This window comes from Sulfitobacter sp. HI0027 (assembly GCF_001634775.1).
Taxonomy (GTDB): Bacteria; Pseudomonadota; Alphaproteobacteria; order Rhodobacterales; family Rhodobacteraceae; genus Sulfitobacter.
The window spans coordinates 1-14,802 of record NZ_LWER01000183.1; the positions used below are offsets into that span (position 1 = coordinate 1).

Here is a 14,802-nt window from a genome sequence, read left to right on the forward strand (position 1 = left end):
TGAGCCCCGGGATTTCACCCCCAACTTTCTGATCCGCCTACGTACGCTTTACGCCCAGTAATTCCGAACAACGCTAACCCCCTCCGTATTACCGCGGCTGCTGGCACGGAGTTAGCCGGGGTTTCTTTACCAGGTACTGTCATTATCATCCCTGGCGAAAGTGCTTTACGATCCTAAGACCTTCATCACACACGCGGCATGGCTAGATCAGGCTTGCGCCCATTGTCTAAGATTCCCCACTGCTGCCTCCCGTAGGAGTCTGGGCCGTGTCTCAGTCCCAGTGTTGCTGATCATCCTCTAAAACCAGCTATAGATCGTAGACTTGGTAGGCCATTACCCCACCAACTATCTAATCTAACGCGGGCCGATCCTTCTCCGATAAATCTTTCCCCCGAAGGGCGTATGCGGTATTATTCACCGTTTCCAGTGGCTATTCCGCAGAGAAGGGCACGTTCCCACGCGTTACTAACCCGTCCGCCGCTAGACCCGAAGGTCTCGCTCGACTTGCATGTGTTAGGCCTGCCGCCAGCGTTCGTTCTGAGCCAGGATCAAACTCTCAAGTTGAAAAGCTATTGCTAGCTTATCCTTGACGTCGAACCTCTGCACATCGACCTGTATCCCTTACTGAAAGATACAAGCCGTTCTCTGCTTGTTGTGCTTGAGACTACAAAGTAGTCGAAAGCCGTCCAAACAGTGAAGCTGACACTCTATCATCGGCCGAAGCCTAAGAGCGCGATATACAGACGTTGATCCATCGAATAAACCAAACCGCCCACATATCTCTTCAGATATCAAATTTTCAAACAACGTTGAGACAAAAGAAACTGAGATGCGCCCTAACTTCTTGGCGCGCCCGGCCCTAATACCTCGAATTTTTATCCGCTTTCCGAACCGAACTCAGCGTCTCCGCTCCCGTCCGCCCCGTCTGGCGCCCCGCCGCTGCATCGCTGCGCCGCCGGTAGAGGGGGTTCTAAGGCGAGTGACAGAAACCCGCAAGCAGAAAGTTGAGAAAAGTGAAGGTTTCGGGGAACCTTTCGGCAAGCGGCTGAAATTGCATGCTATTTTCAAGCTTTCGAAGGGCAGGATCCAGCCGCCCTGCCCCGGCTCCGACGGAAGATCGGCCAGATTCCAGTGAATCACCCACGATTCACAGCCGAGAAGCATCTATTTGGTGAATCAAATCGAAAGCCAGCACCCCTTCATAATGCCGCAATCCTCACCCCTCTGCTTCATTATCCTCTGAACGGCGAAGCGGCAGCGGCTCTTTGAAGGTGAGCGTACGGTAAGGAAATGGTATCTCAAGCCCGGCGTCATCCAACGCCCGCTTTACCGCCGTCACGACCTCATCCCGAGAGCGGCGCTGTTCCACCGGAACCGAGCCTGTCCACCAAGTCACTTCGAAATTAATCGAGGAATCCCCAAACTCTTGGGCGAAGATATGAATGGGGTGATCCCCCTGCTCTACTGTCTCACAACCCTCGACAGCTTGGGTGATGACAGTGCGCGCCTCATTCAAATCCACATCATAGGCCACGCCGCAGATCACTGTTTGGCGGCGGTGTTTTTGATCCGTGCGAACATAGACAGGGTTTTTGAACAGCATCGCGTTCGGGACGATCACAAGTTGCCCGTCCGTCTGGCGAATGTGGCTCTCTCTGATGGCGATATGGGCAACTTTACCCTCGATCCCCTCACATTCGATATGATCCCCCATACGCATCTCGCGGCGAAAGAGGATGATGATCCCAGCAAGGAAGTTCTCAAAGACATCCTTGAAGGCAAAGCCGATGGCGACCGACCCGATGCCGAGGCCAGCCAGAATGCTGGCGGGGGTAAGGCCGGGGAAGACGATCACGGCCGCGATCATGATGCCAAAGACCCAAATGAGGATCGACGTCAGAAGCGTAAAGAGGTCTTGCAGGCTTGGGCGGAGTTTGGTTCGCGACAGGGTTCTAGTGACCAGCGAACGGCCAAGCGCGGCGATCGCCCAAGTCAATATCAATACAAGGGTGGCGACGGCAATCTGCGGCAAAAGCGCAATAGTATCCCGCGCCATCTCCATGATCTGGCGCCACATAATCCTGACTGGCTCCACCCTGCCCCTCCTCCTGCTTTTCGATAGAGTGCCGCAAAACCCTTGCTGCGGCGAGTGTAAATTGCCCGCGCCTGTCACGGCATCCCTGGCCGCTTGGCTGATGAGGGCTAGCTTAGACCAGCCACTAACCCACCTAGAAAGGAGCCCGGCGGCCCCGGCGTGACACTATGGACATCATTCGCATTATCATCGCTATTCTATTGCCCCCTCTGGGGGTGTTCTTGCAGGAAGGTCTAGGAAAGCACTTCTGGATTAATCTCATCCTAACGCTACTGGGCTACATCCCCGGGATCGTCCATGCGATCTATATCATTATCAAGAAGTGAGCGCGCCTAGCCTTGCGGCTCAGACAGAAAAGCGCGCCTCCGGTCAGAGGCGCGCTTTTGCGATTAGTCTGATAGCTTATCTTTGGCGTCGCCGACGCCCTTTTGCACCTTGCCTTCAGCCTGATCGGCCTGACCTTCGTGCTTGAGGTCGTCGTTGCCTGTGGCATCGCCAGCTTCTTCTTTCAGCTTGCCGCCGATGTCTTTCGCCTTGCCTTTAGCTTGGTCGTCATTCGCCATGGTTGCTCTCCTCTATATGAGTAGAGGGACAACGTCAGAAAGCTGGCGGAGGTTCCGGGCTGGCTGCGGAAGTCGCGCGCGCCGCGGGGGCGAAGGGTGTGATTTGTTTTGTTCGGTAAAAATGGTGCCCGGGGGCGGAATCGAACCACCGACACGAGGATTTTCAATCCACTGCTCTACCCCTGAGCTACCCGGGCACGGGTCACCTCTTTCGAGGTCGGGTGAGCGGGTTCTAGGACCTGTAGCGCGGGGTGTCCAGCCCCATTTTGCCCCGAAACCCACTTCTTTTCACGAAACGCAAATTATCCTGTCTTAATGGGGCTTTGCAGGGCGGTCTTGTGCTGCTTCGGCGGCCTCGATGGCTGCTTCAACGTCTTCCGGATCGCGCGAGGGGACGGCGTAGCTTCCGCTGAACCAGCGGCCCAGATCGATGTCGGCGCAGCGGCGCGAGCAGAAGGGGCGGTGTGCCTTGATGGTTTCGGCTTTGCAGATCGGACAGCTCATTGCCCTGCCCCTGCAAGTACCTCCGCCAGCACCGGACGGGCGCGTTTACGCTGCAATTCGTAGTGACCCAAAGGCGTCCAACCGACCAGCGTCGTGTCCACGTCATCGGCGCGGAAGGCCGCACGCAGCGCGCTTTCGAAGGTGCGGCGGTCTTTCTTGGGCATGGGGGCCAGATCGAGCGTGATCTGCCCGCCCAGCCCGCGCAGGCGCAACGCGCGGGGCAGCGCCTTGGCGCAGGCCATATTGGCTTTCACCCCAGCCGCGAGCGAGGCGTCACTGCCCGTGTTCACATCCACGGCCACCAACGCGCGGGTCGGCTCAACAAAGATCGACGCCCCGCCACCAAGCGACACTTGGGAGGAGGACACGCGGTCAAGCTCTTCCAATACCCCATGATCGGCAAAGCCCCCGGCTTCGGTCACCACCTCGGCGGGCGCGGTCCAATCGCGCCATGCGAGCAGATGCGGCCCATCGCCTTCGCTCAGCACCTCCATCTCCTGCGCGTCGTCATTGGCCACGGTATCCGCAAGCGCCAACATATTCGCGATATCCTCGGCAATATCCTCGCCATCGGCCCCGGCGCAGGAGGACCGCAGGATCAGACCCAGATCAGCACCGCCTGCGGCCTCATGAGCGATTTCCAGCAGTCGGTCACGTTCTTCTTCGTCTTTGATAGAGCGCGAGATGTTCAGCCCCGGCGCATCTGGCGTCACGATGGCATAACGCGATTTGAACAGCAGCTTATTGGTCACCGGGATCGCCTTGCCCGGCTCTGCATGGCCCGAGACCTGCACAAGGATCGTCTGGCCGGGGGCCAGCCCTTTGATCTGGCGCAGAAAAGCCGCCCCATCGGGGGTCTTGAGGAACATCCCCCCCTGCCCCTTTACCGGGCGATCAGCAATCGCGCGATATACTGTGCCAGCGCGCGGCGCGTCGCTGTCTACCAAAAAATCGTCCAGCTTGCCGTCCACCATGAGTGCAGCGGCTTCAACATCGCCAAGGTGGTCAAGAATGATCGTACGGCCCTTCATGCGGCACCTCCGTCAAATGGGTAGCCTGCCGCTTGCAGCAGGTTCGCAGCCTCGGCCAATGGCAGGCCGACGATTGCGGTGAATGAGCCGCTGATCCATGGGATCAGCGCGCCGGCGGGGCCTTGGATGCCATATCCACCCGCCTTGCCGCGCCAATCGCCGGTGGCAAGGTAGCGGCGAATCTCAGGCTCGGATAAAGATTTCATCTTCACGTTGCTTTGCACATCGCGCTGCCAAAGCTTTTCGCCCCGCTTCACGGCAACGGCAGTGACCACCCTATGCCGACGGCCCGACATCAACCGCAGGAAAGCTTCGGCTTCAGCCTCATCCTCGGGCTTGCCGAGGATGCGCCGCCCGAGCGCCACAGTGGTGTCCGCGCAGAGCACGATGTCATCCGCCTCAGCAGGCACGGCCGCCACCTTTTCACGCGCCATGCGGGCGCAATAGGGGCGCGGCAATTCGGCCTTGTAGGGGGTCTCGTCAATGTCGGGGGCGCGGATGGCATCGGGGACCACGCCGATCTGGGCCAAAAGCTCCAATCGGCGCGGTGATCCTGATCCGAGAATGAACTGCATCTTATGGGCCTCTTTGCCTGAGGCCGGCAGCCCGGTCGGGGCCGCGCACGGCCCCGCCTGCGCCGCGCAACGCGCGAACGCTTACTTGAAGCGATAGTTGATCCGACCCTTGGTCAAATCATAGGGTGTCATTTCCACCTGAACCTTGTCGCCAGCCAGAACACGGATGCGGTTTTTCCGCATCTTGCCTGCCGTATGCGCGATGATCTCATGGCCGTTTTCCAGCTCGACCCGAAACGTCGCGTTAGGCAGGAGTTCCTTCACGACACCGGGAAATTCGAGCGTATCTTCCTTGGCCATGGTCTCTCCTTGAGCACAAAACCCTCCAATTTGAGGGCGCAGGCTTAAATGGGCGCATTTTTGCGCTTTTTCAAGGGGGATTCAGCGCAAAGCGACGTTTATCGCCTTTCCGTCGCGGCCAATCTGGTCTTGCCAGTCCCTTCGGTTCAAAACGATGCCATCTGCGCGCACCTCGGCGACCTGCGCCAAATCGGCTTCTGCAATGGTCCAGCCGGGTGCGTTCACCTCGCGCAGTCCCAAAATGCCCGTCGGCGGGAAGCCGCGATCCGGCGGGCAGAAAATCCCCCCCGCGCCAAAAGATTGACCCAAAGCCTCTGACCAATCCGCCGCGCCCACCACCGAAGACATCGCCGTGATGCACTGATTCTCCAACGCGCGGGCCATGGAGCCGATGCGCACCCGCCAATAGCCCGCTAGCGTTTCGGTGACACTGGGCACGCAGATCACATCGCAATCGCTCAGCGCCCGGCCCAGCAGGGGAAACTCACTGTCATAACAGATCAAAATCCCGATCTTGCCAATCGCGGTCTCGAAAACCTGAAGCGCATTGCCTCCGATCACGCCCCACTCTTCACGCTCGAAACGGGTCATGATCTGCTTGTCCTGCACCCCCACCTGCCCCGTAGGCGTAATCAGCCGCGCGCGGTTGACCGGACGGCTCTCGGTCGCCGCGGGGCCAGAGCCTGCCACGATATGCACATTGTGCTCGGTGGCGAGCTTCATATGCAGCCGGTCGGCTTCCTCAAGCTTGTCCGAGACCGAGAAAAGCGAGCGCTCCAGATCGGCGGCCACTTCGGCCCCATCCAGCGTGGCCAATTCCATCGCGGCATATTCGGGAAAAACCAGCAGTTCCGCCCCCTGCACCGCGGCCTCGGCGACCCAATGGGCCAGTTTGTCTTCGTACTGCGCCCATGAGGTCAGAACATCGAGCGGATAGGCGGCTGTGGCGATTTTCATTCGGAGAGGCTCCTGAGGGCTGTTTGCCCGCAGTCTGCGCAGCTTTGGCGGCGGCTTCAAGGGGGCGACCCGTGAGCCCAAAGCGCCTCCCGCCGCTTTTCCAGATGCGACAGATATGCTGCCACTTCCATGGGCAAATGCTTGACCTGAGCCGCCCGTGGTTTCACAAGATCCGAAAGAGTTGGGACCACATGCTGAACAAAGGCATCACCCTTCGGGGCATCGAAGTGTTTGAGGCGCTCGCGCGCAGCGGATCGGTGGCGCAGGCGGCAGAGGCCACGGGGCTCAGCCAGCCCGCCGTCAGCCAGCAGATGCGCAACCTCGAAGCCGCCATCGGGGCGGAACTGGTCGATCACACCCGCCGCCCCATGCGATTGACCCAAGCCGGGCAGATGTTTCTGCGCCGGGCCGAACAGGCGCTCAGCGAATTGCGCCAAGCGCAGAGCGAAGTCACGGTGATGGATCTGGCCCATCTGGAGGCGCTGAACCTCGGTGTGATCGATGATTTCGACGATGATCTGACCCCGCGCCTTGCCACGATCCTTGGCGACAGCCTGACCGGGTGCCGCTTTCGCATGATCACCGCAGGCAGCAACGAACTGGCCCAGGCGCTCCGCGATCAAAGCCTGCATATGGCGCTTTCGGCGCAGATCGACGGACCGATTGACGGGGTTTTGGAATACCCACTGGCCCGCGACCCCTTCATCCTCGTCACCCCGGCGGGCGCGCCCTATGCCCCCGAGGCCCTGCTGCGCGGCAGCACCGATCTGCCCTTTTTGCGCTACGCCGCCGACCAGTTAATCGCGCGACAGATCGAGGCACATCTTACCGCGCAGGGCCACAACCTGCGCGCACGGTTCGAGATCGGCAGCCATCTGGCGCTGATGGCCATGGTGGCACGCGGCATTGGCTGGGCGATAACGACGCCCTTGGGCTACATGCGCGCCGCCCGTTTCCACGACCGGCTGGCCGCGCATCCCCTGCCCGCCCCCCTGAACACCCCGCTACCCGCGCGAACCATTTCGCTCTTTGCCGGGGCCGAATGGTCCGGCCCGGTGCCGCGCGACATTGCCCAGACCATGCGGCAGTTGATGCAGACGCATATGATCGCCCCCGCCCTCGCGCAACTGCCGTGGCTGGCGGATGGGTTTCACCTGCTTGAAGCCGAAGACCCGATCGGAGAATAATACCCCATGACCAAGATCGTGATCCTTACTGGCGCGGGGATTTCTGCCGAAAGCGGGCTCGAAACCTTCCGCGCCTCCGATGGCCTTTGGGCGCAGCACCGCGTCGAAGACGTGGCCACCCCCGAAGGCTTCGCCCGCAATCCAAAACTGGTGGTCGATTTCTACAACGCCCGCCGCGCACAGGCGGCCGAGGTGTCACCCAACGCCGCGCATCGCGCCCTCGCCCGGCTAGAGGCCGAGCTTGACGGCGAGGTGGTCGTCATCACCCAGAATGTCGATGATCTGCACGAACAGGGCGGCTCGCGACAGGTGATGCACATGCATGGTGCCCTCAAAGGCGCGCTCTGCGCCGCCTGCGATCACCGCTGGCCTGCGCCCATGGTCATGGCACCGGGCGATGCCTGCCCCGCCTGCAACGCCCCCGCCGCGCGACCCGATATCGTCTGGTTTGGCGAGATGCCTTATCAGATGGACGCGCTGTTTGATCATTTGGTTGAGGCGGATGTCTTTGCCGCGATTGGCACCTCGGGCAACGTTTACCCCGCCGCCGGTTTCGTCGCCGAGGCCCGCCGCGCCGGGGCGCATACGATTGAATTCAATCTCGAACGCTCTGCCGTGGGCAATCAGTTCGCGGAGCATCGCATCGGGCCAGCCAGCCAGACGGTCCCCGAATGGGTGGCAGAGGTTTTGGCGGCGCGCCGCTAAGTTACGGCACGCCAGATAGTCTCAGCGCGGTTCGCTGCGCAGACCCTTGTAGACCGTATAGCACATGACCAGCATCAAGATCGCAAAGGGCACACCCGTCGCCGTGACCCCGGCCTGCAGGGCCGAGAGCCCGCCGCCGATCAACAGCACGATGGCGATCAACCCTTCGACGATGCACCAAAAGATACGCTGCGGGACCGGCGCGTCGATTTTGCCTCCCGCCGTGATCGTATCGACAACCAGCGACCCCGAATCCGACGAGGTAACAAAGAACACCAGCGCCAAGAGAATCGCGATGGTCGAGGCCACCTTGGTGAAAGGCAGTTCATTCAACATCCCGAAAAGCGACAGTTCCGGCGAATAGCTGTCGATCACATTGGCCTTCACCAACGATGTTTCGGGGCTGGTCAGGATTTGATCAATCGCAATACCGCCAAAGACGCCCATCCAGATAAAGATGATGAGGGAGGGGATCAGCAGCACACAGATGATAAATTCCCGCACCGTGCGCCCGCGCGAGACCCGCGCGATGAACATCCCCACGAAAGGCGCCCAAGATACCCACCACGCCCAATAGAACGCCGTCCACCCTTCGCGGTAGCCGTCGTCATCGCGGCCAAAGGGGTTGGAAAGTGGAATGATCTCTTGCGTATAGGCCACCAAGCCGGTCCAAAAGCCATCAAGCCCCACCAACGTTGGGCCCACGAACAGCACAAAGAGGAAGAACAGGACCGCCACGATCATGTTCACCTCCGACAGGATCTTTACCCCGCCGTCCAACCCGCGCCAGACCGACACCAGCGCCACGGCGGTGACCAAAAGGATAATGACCACCTGCACGTTGGTCGAAATCTCAAGCCCGAAGGCAAAGTTGAACCCCGCGTTGGCCTGCTGCGCGCCCAAGCCAAGCGATGTGGCAAGACCAAAAAGCGTCGCGAAAACCGCCAAGATATCAATGATATGTCCCGGCCAGCCCCAGACCCGATCGCCCAGAAGCGGATAGAAACAGGACCGGATCGAGAATGGCAGCCCCTTGTTATAGGTAAACAGGGCCAAGGCCAGCGCCATGATCGCATAGACCGCCCAGCCATGCAGCCCCCAGTGGTAAAAGGTCGCCGCGAGCCCCATGGCGCGGGCGGCCTCGACATTCTCAGGTATGATCGACCCATCTTCGGCAATCGGCAGGGGCACCCCCAAGGGGCCAGAGACGTTCATATGATACACCGGCTCAAGCACGCCAAAGAACAAAAGCCCGATGCCCATGCCCGCGGCGAAAAGCATAGCGAACCAAGCAAGGTAGGAATACTCTGGCACGGCCTCTTTCCCGCCAAGCCTGACTTTGGAGATGGGCAAGAAAATCAGCACGATACAAAAGATAACGAAGATGTTCACGATGATCATGAACAGCCAGTCCAGCTTGGTGGTGGCGAAATCCCGAACAGCAAGGAAGACCACCCCGGCTTGATCCGGGAAAAGCATCGTCAGCAGCACAAAGGCCACTGCCGTCAGGCCGGACACCATGAAGACCGGGTTGTGGATGTCAAAGCCCAGCGGGCCCAATGTCCCGTCGATGTTGTCTTGGCCAACCTCGAAATCAGTCTCGATCTCATTCGTGTCGGCAGGCGTGCCCGAGGGCGGGCTAGAGTTTGGCGTGCCGGGGGTGGGGTCAGTCATGAAATCTCCGATCTTGATGCACGGTCTGAGCCCCGCTTGGCAGGTAGCATGGCCAGAACAACAAATGTCAGAGGATCAATTAGCGCGCATTTCCAAGGTTTCCCGAATAAAAACATACCCCTGCGCAACAAAACCGCCAATGGCAGCGCGGGGTGCCATCCTGATAGCCGGGAAACCCTTAAGAAAGACCTAAGCCCAAAACGAAAAAGGCCCCGATCCTTTCGGATCGAGGCCCCAATCTGGTCTGTGGTAAGCCTTAGCTCAGCACATCGGCGGTCGCGCTGGTTTTCGCGATGGCCTTTTTGATTTTCAACGCATTGTCGGACAGTTCAACGTCCTTGGCTTTCGCCAGGAACTTGTCCAGACCACCGCGGTGGTCGACGCTGCGCAGGGCTGCGGCAGAGATGCGCAGCTTGAACGCGCGGCCCAGTGCTTCGGACTGCAACGACACGTCGTTGAGGTTCGGCAGGAACCGACGGCGTGTACGGTTGTTGGCGTGGCTTACGTTGTTGCCCGTCATCGGGCCTTTTCCGGTCAATTCGCAACGGCGCGACATGGGTTCATCCTTTTGCTGTTGTGTCCTTCCAGCGATCCGGAAAAACACATAACGTGGGGGCCGCGCAGAGCCGACCCTGAATTGGTTCGCTGGCTTTAAGGGGAATCGCGGTAGCCGTCAACCCGAAGCGCGGGACTTGGGCATATTTCCTGCGCAATGCCCGGCCCCGTCAACTGCGCCCCTGCTGACCCACCTTTGCTACGCTGGTTTTTGCCGCCCGCGCCAGAGTTTCCTTTGCATCCCCCCGGCGGATTTGCGATGCAGACGCATGACCATACAGATGCGTGCCCTCTTCGTTCACCTTTTCACTGCCACCGGTGCGGTGCTGGCGATGCTTGCCATGCTCGCCGCTGTGGAAGAGAAATGGGACCTGATGTTCCTTTGGCTGGTGATCGCCTTCTTCGTCGATGGTATCGACGGCCCGCTAGCGCGCAAATACGATGTGAAGACCAACGCCCCCGAATTCGATGGCGTCTTGATGGACCTCATCATCGACTATCTCACTTATGTCTTCATCCCGGCCTTCGCGCTGTTCACCTCGGGGCTGATGGATGGCTGGAGCGGTTGGGCGATGATCATTATCATCACCTTTGCCAGCGTCATGTATTTCTCCGACACCCGCATGAAAACAAAGGACAATTCCTTTAAAGGTTTTCCCGGCTGCTGGAACATGCTGGTGCTGGTGCTCTTTGCTTTGCAGCCCCAGTGGTGGGTCAGCCTAATCGTGGTCACGATCCTTGCCGCAGCGATGTTTCTGCCGATCAAGTTCGTGCACCCCGTCCGGACCGAGCGTTGGCGCCCCGTGACATTGCCCATGGCGCTGGCATGGACCTTCTTCGCGGGCTGGTCGGCTTGGGTGAACTTTCACCCCGAAAGCTGGGCCCACTGGGGGCTGGTGATCACCTCAATCTACCTGATCTGCGCTGGTGCTGCGCAGCAGTTGATCCCTCTCGCCGAAGACTGAGCCTGCTTTACGAGGTTAGATCAGCAGCCCCGCCGCGCCTTCATGGCGCAGCAATGCGACCTTGGTTTCGACCCCGCCTGCCCCGCTAAAACCGGTCAGACCCTTTGCCCCCATTACCCGGTGGCATGGGATAATGACCGGGATCGGATTGCCGCCACAGGCCCCACCCACCGCTTGCGCAGGCACGCCGAGGTCGCGGGCAATCTCTCCGTAGGTGCGGGTGTGGCCAAAGGGAATCGCAAGAATCGCGGTGCAGACCGCGCGCTGGAAGTCGCTCCCCATAACGCGCAGCGGTAGGTCAAAGCTTTGACGCTCGGCTGTCGCGTATTCCTTGAGTTGGCGCAGCGCGGCATCCAGCAGGTCCGAGCGATCCTGCCGCGCTGCCTGCCCCCACCCAAGCGCCGTGATCGCCCCGTCCTCTTCGGTCAGGGTCAGATCGCCGAAGGGCGTGGAGAGGGAGGCTTGTTTCATCGCCTCATTCTGCGTCAGAAAACGCGCCTGCGAAAGAGCGCTTAGGGCATCGCCCTCCCTAGGGGACGTTGCTACCTTTCCGGCGGGCATGGGCGTCCAAGAGCCGCTGAAGGTGCGATCTGTGGAAACGCTGCAAAATTGCCCTCCAGCGGGTGTGCCACCGGGCAGGACATATGATCAGGGTGGCGCAAAGGAAAACGGGCGACAGATAAACCGCCGCCCGCCATTTTCAGTTCTAATGCTGGCTCAGGCGTCCGCCAAAGCCTCACGCACCGCCTCATCACAGCGCCCGCAAACGCCGGGATGCTCATGCGTGCCGACATCCGGCAGCACCTTCCAGCAGCGCTCGCATTTGGCACCCTCGGCCTTTTCGAATACCACCGCCACGCCTTGCGTCTCGGGCATGCGGAAGGCCTCAGCCGGGGCTGCATCGCCGGTTACGGTGATGTCAGAGGTGATGGCTACGTCCTCAAAGGACACGCTCTCCAACGCCTCGCGCTGCGCCGCGTCGTCGACATGCACAACGGGGGCCGCTTCGAGCGAGGCACCGATCACCTTCTCGGTCCGCTGCACCTCCAGCGCCGCCGTCACCACACGGCGCGCGGCACGGACCTTGGCCCATTTCGCCGCCAGTTCCGGGTTTAGCCATGCTTCAGGCGTTTCGTGCATATCCACCAGATGCACCGAGGAGTCGTCGCCCGGGAAGCGCTCCAGCCAGACTTCTTCCATCGTGAAGACCAGCACAGGTGCAAGCCATGTGGTCAGACGGTGGAACAGGATATCCAGCACCGTGCGCGCGGCGCGGCGGCGCAGGGTATCGCCATCGCAATAAAGCGCATCCTTGCGGATATCGAAGTAGAAGGCCGAGAGATCGACGGTGGCAAAGGTAAACACCGCCTGGAACACACCTTGGAAGTCAAAGCGCGCAAAGCCGTCGCGCACCACCTTGTCGAGTTCCGCCACCCGGTGCAGCACCCACCGCTCTAGCTCCGGCATATCTGCCGGATCAACCCGGTCCGCCTCGCTGAAATCATTCAACGCGCCGAGCATATAGCGCATGGTGTTGCGCAAGCGGCGATAGCTGTCGGCCACGCCTTTGAGGATCTCATCCCCGATCCGCTGGTCGGCGGTGTAATCGGTCTGCGCCACCCAAAGCCGCAGAATATCGGCGCCATATTGCTGGACGATCTTCTCGGGCACGATGGTGTTGCCGATGGATTTGGACATCTTCATGCCCTTCGCGTCCAGCGTGAAACCGTGCGTCACCACGTTGCGGTAAGGCGCGCGGCCCGTGGTGCCCACAGACTGCAACAGCGAGGAGTGGAACCACCCGCGGTGCTGGTCGGTGCCTTCCATATAAACGTCAGCGATGCCGTCCTCGGTCCCGTCTTCACGGTCGCGCAGGGTGAAGGCATGGGTCGAGCCGCTGTCAAACCAAACGTCGAGGATGTCGGTCACCTGATCGAACTCTGCCGGATCGACGATGCCCTCAAGGAAGCGTTCTTTCGCGCCTTCCGCATACCAGGCATCCGCGCCTTCGGCCTCGAAGGCCTCAACGATACGCTGATTGACCTCAGGATTGCGCAGCAGGAAGTTCTCATCTGTCGGCGCCACACCCTTGCGCACAAAACAGGTCAGCGGCACGCCCCAGGCGCGCTGGCGGCTGAGCACCCAGTCAGGCCGTGCTTCCATCATCGAATGCAGGCGGTTGCGGCCAGATTTCGGCACCCAATTGACCTTGTCGATGCAAGTCAATGCGCGTTCGCGGATGGTCTTGCCGTTCTGGTCCAGCCCGTCGCCGACAACCTTGTCGATCGCGGCAAACCACTGCGGCGTGTTGCGGTAGATCACCGGCGCCTTGGAGCGCCAGCTATGCGGATAGCTGTGCTTGATCTTGCCGCGCGCGAGCAGCCCGCCGACCTCAACCAGCTTGTCGATGATGGCGCTGTTGGCGTTGCCCTCTTTGCCGTTCGGCTTGAGGATCGCCTTGCCGCCAAAGAACGGCAGATCGTCGCGGAAACGGCCGTCTTCCATGACGTTGTAGGTGATGACCTGCGGCAGCATGCCCAGATCGCGATAAAGCTCGTATTCCTCAAGACCGTGCGACGGCGCGCAGTGCACGAAGCCAGTCCCCTCGTCCGAAGTCACAAAATCGGCGGCACGGAAATCTCGCGGATCATCCCACTCGCCCTCCGCCCCTTCGGCGCCGGCCAGCGGGTGCAAAAGCGAAATCTTGGCTAATTCGTCATTCTCGACACCGCGCACACGGTTCCACATACCGTCTTCCAGACGGGCGCGGGCAAAGACATCCGCCGCCAGATCATCGGCCAGCAGGAAACGCTCGCCAACATTGGCCCAGCATTCGTCCGGTGTGCTGGTCACTTCGTAAAGGCCATAGGAAATGCCCTCGCCGTACACCACGGCCTTGTTCGAGGGCATGGTCCAAGGCGTTGTGGTCCAGATCACCACCTGCGCCCCGTCCAGATCGCCCTCGGTCCCGACCACCTTGAACTTCACCCAAACGGTGTGGCTTTCCTTGTCGTGATACTCAACCTCGGCCTCGGCCAGCGCGGTTTTCTCAACCGGCGACCACATCACAGGCTTGGAGCCTTGATAAAGCGTGCCGTTCATCAGGAACTTCATGAATTCCTCGGCGATGACACGCTCGGCATGGAAATCCATGGTCAGATAGGGGTTTTCCCAATTGCCGGTGATGCCCAGACGCTTGAATTCCTCGCGCTGCACGTCGACCCAACCGCGGGCGAACTCGCGACATTCGGCGCGGAATTCATTGATCGGCACCTGATCCTTGTCGCGGCCCTTCTTGCGGTACTGCTCTTCGATCTTCCATTCGATCGGCAGGCCGTGGCAGTCCCAGCCAGGGATGTAGCGCGCGTCATAGCCCATCATCTGATGGCTGCGCACAATCATGTCCTTGATCGTCTTGTTCAACGCGTGACCGATGTGCAAATGCCCGTTGGCATAGGGAGGGCCGTCATGCAGCGTGAAGGGCTGACGCCCCTCTTTCTCGCGCAAGCGGTCATAGACGCCGATCTTCTCCCACCGCTCCAGCCAGCCGGGCTCGCGCTTGGGCAGTCCGGCGCGCATGGGGAAATCGGTCTTGGGCAGGTTCAGCGTGGCTTTGTAGTCGGGGGTCTCGGCGCACATGGGGAGCGTCCTTTAGGCATATGGGGGTTATTCAATCTCGGTCGGTGCGAAT

General features: G+C 60.3%; 15 protein-coding genes, 1 tRNA gene and 1 rRNA gene. 4 read left to right on the plus strand and 13 right to left on the minus strand.

All coding sequences use genetic code 11. The annotated features are described in order from the left end of the window. Positions 1-564 (minus strand): 16S ribosomal RNA (locus A3722_RS11405); the annotation flags it as partial. Positions 565-1,216: 652 nt separating this feature from the next. Beyond that, positions 1,217-2,077 carry a mechanosensitive ion channel family protein gene (locus A3722_RS11410; RefSeq protein ID WP_067625286.1) on the minus strand — a complete coding sequence of 287 codons (861 nt, stop codon included), beginning with the start codon at positions 2,075-2,077 and terminating at the stop codon, positions 1,217-1,219. 185 nt (positions 2,078-2,262) lie between these two features. Here A3722_RS11410 and A3722_RS23290 point away from each other — a divergent pair, with 185 nt between their 5' ends. Next, complete coding sequence (locus A3722_RS23290) at positions 2,263-2,421, plus strand: YqaE/Pmp3 family membrane protein (RefSeq protein WP_082849460.1); 159 nt, start codon at positions 2,263-2,265, stop codon at positions 2,419-2,421. A gap of 63 nt (positions 2,422-2,484) precedes the next feature. Here A3722_RS23290 and A3722_RS23295 read toward each other — a convergent pair whose 3' ends face one another. The 7 genes from A3722_RS23295 to A3722_RS11440 form a co-directional block, all read right to left on the minus strand. After that, on the minus strand, positions 2,485-2,658 hold the full coding sequence (locus A3722_RS23295) for a CsbD family protein (RefSeq protein ID WP_082849461.1): 174 nt from the start codon (positions 2,656-2,658) through the stop codon (positions 2,485-2,487). A 122-nt stretch (positions 2,659-2,780) separates the two neighbouring features. Further along, positions 2,781-2,855: transfer RNA gene (locus tag A3722_RS11415), tRNA-Phe, on the minus strand. Positions 2,856-2,970: 115 nt separating this feature from the next. After that, positions 2,971-3,162: a DNA gyrase inhibitor YacG gene (locus tag A3722_RS11420; protein WP_067625290.1), complete on the minus strand. Its 192-nt coding sequence runs from the start codon at positions 3,160-3,162 to the stop codon at positions 2,971-2,973. Further along, positions 3,159-4,193, minus strand: a complete 1,035-nt coding sequence (locus A3722_RS11425; protein ID WP_067625293.1) for a ribonuclease E/G — start codon at positions 4,191-4,193, stop codon at positions 3,159-3,161. Before A3722_RS11425 ends, A3722_RS11420 begins: the two co-directional genes overlap by 4 nt. Continuing rightward, positions 4,190-4,768: a Maf family protein gene (locus A3722_RS11430; protein WP_067625295.1), complete on the minus strand. Its 579-nt coding sequence runs from the start codon at positions 4,766-4,768 to the stop codon at positions 4,190-4,192. The genes A3722_RS11425 and A3722_RS11430 overlap by 4 nt, the downstream gene beginning before the upstream one ends. Before the next feature lie 81 nt (positions 4,769-4,849). Next, positions 4,850-5,068 carry a translation initiation factor IF-1 gene (infA, locus tag A3722_RS11435; protein WP_005978431.1) on the minus strand — a complete coding sequence of 73 codons (219 nt, stop codon included), beginning with the start codon at positions 5,066-5,068 and terminating at the stop codon, positions 4,850-4,852. Positions 5,069-5,149: 81 nt separating this feature from the next. Further along, positions 5,150-6,025 carry a carbon-nitrogen hydrolase family protein gene (locus A3722_RS11440; protein WP_067625298.1) on the minus strand — a complete coding sequence of 292 codons (876 nt, stop codon included), beginning with the start codon at positions 6,023-6,025 and terminating at the stop codon, positions 5,150-5,152. A gap of 191 nt (positions 6,026-6,216) precedes the next feature. On the opposite strand from A3722_RS11440, the gene A3722_RS11445 reads away from it, so the two are divergent. Both A3722_RS11445 and A3722_RS11450 read left to right on the plus strand, forming a co-directional pair. After that, positions 6,217-7,212: a LysR family transcriptional regulator gene (locus tag A3722_RS11445; RefSeq protein ID WP_067625301.1), complete on the plus strand. Its 996-nt coding sequence runs from the start codon at positions 6,217-6,219 to the stop codon at positions 7,210-7,212. A 6-nt stretch (positions 7,213-7,218) separates the two neighbouring features. Beyond that, a complete protein-coding gene (locus A3722_RS11450; protein ID WP_067625204.1) occupies positions 7,219-7,917 on the plus strand; it encodes an NAD-dependent deacylase in 699 nt (232 codons plus the stop codon). A gap of 21 nt (positions 7,918-7,938) precedes the next feature. Here the strand turns inward: A3722_RS11450 and A3722_RS11455 are convergent, their stop codons facing one another. Further along, positions 7,939-9,591: a BCCT family transporter gene (locus A3722_RS11455; RefSeq protein ID WP_067625202.1), complete on the minus strand. Its 1,653-nt coding sequence runs from the start codon at positions 9,589-9,591 to the stop codon at positions 7,939-7,941. A 256-nt stretch (positions 9,592-9,847) separates the two neighbouring features. Further along, the gene (rpmB, locus tag A3722_RS11460; RefSeq protein ID WP_067625199.1) at positions 9,848-10,147 is read right to left on the minus strand and encodes a 50S ribosomal protein L28; all 300 of its coding nucleotides are present in this window, start codon (positions 10,145-10,147) and stop codon (positions 9,848-9,850) included. Between the two features lie 268 nt (positions 10,148-10,415). On the opposite strand from rpmB, the gene A3722_RS11465 reads away from it, so the two are divergent. Then, positions 10,416-11,111, plus strand: a complete 696-nt coding sequence (locus tag A3722_RS11465; RefSeq protein ID WP_067625196.1) for a CDP-alcohol phosphatidyltransferase family protein — start codon at positions 10,416-10,418, stop codon at positions 11,109-11,111. Between the two features lie 15 nt (positions 11,112-11,126). Here A3722_RS11465 and A3722_RS11470 read toward each other — a convergent pair whose 3' ends face one another. Further along, positions 11,127-11,582 (minus strand): methylated-DNA--[protein]-cysteine S-methyltransferase, encoded by a 456-nt coding sequence (locus tag A3722_RS11470; RefSeq protein WP_067625193.1) that lies wholly within the window; start codon positions 11,580-11,582, stop codon positions 11,127-11,129. Positions 11,583-11,828: 246 nt separating this feature from the next. Continuing rightward, the gene (ileS, locus tag A3722_RS11475) at positions 11,829-14,750 is read right to left on the minus strand and encodes an isoleucine--tRNA ligase (protein WP_067625190.1); all 2,922 of its coding nucleotides are present in this window, start codon (positions 14,748-14,750) and stop codon (positions 11,829-11,831) included. Between the last annotated feature and the right edge of the window lie 52 nt (positions 14,751-14,802).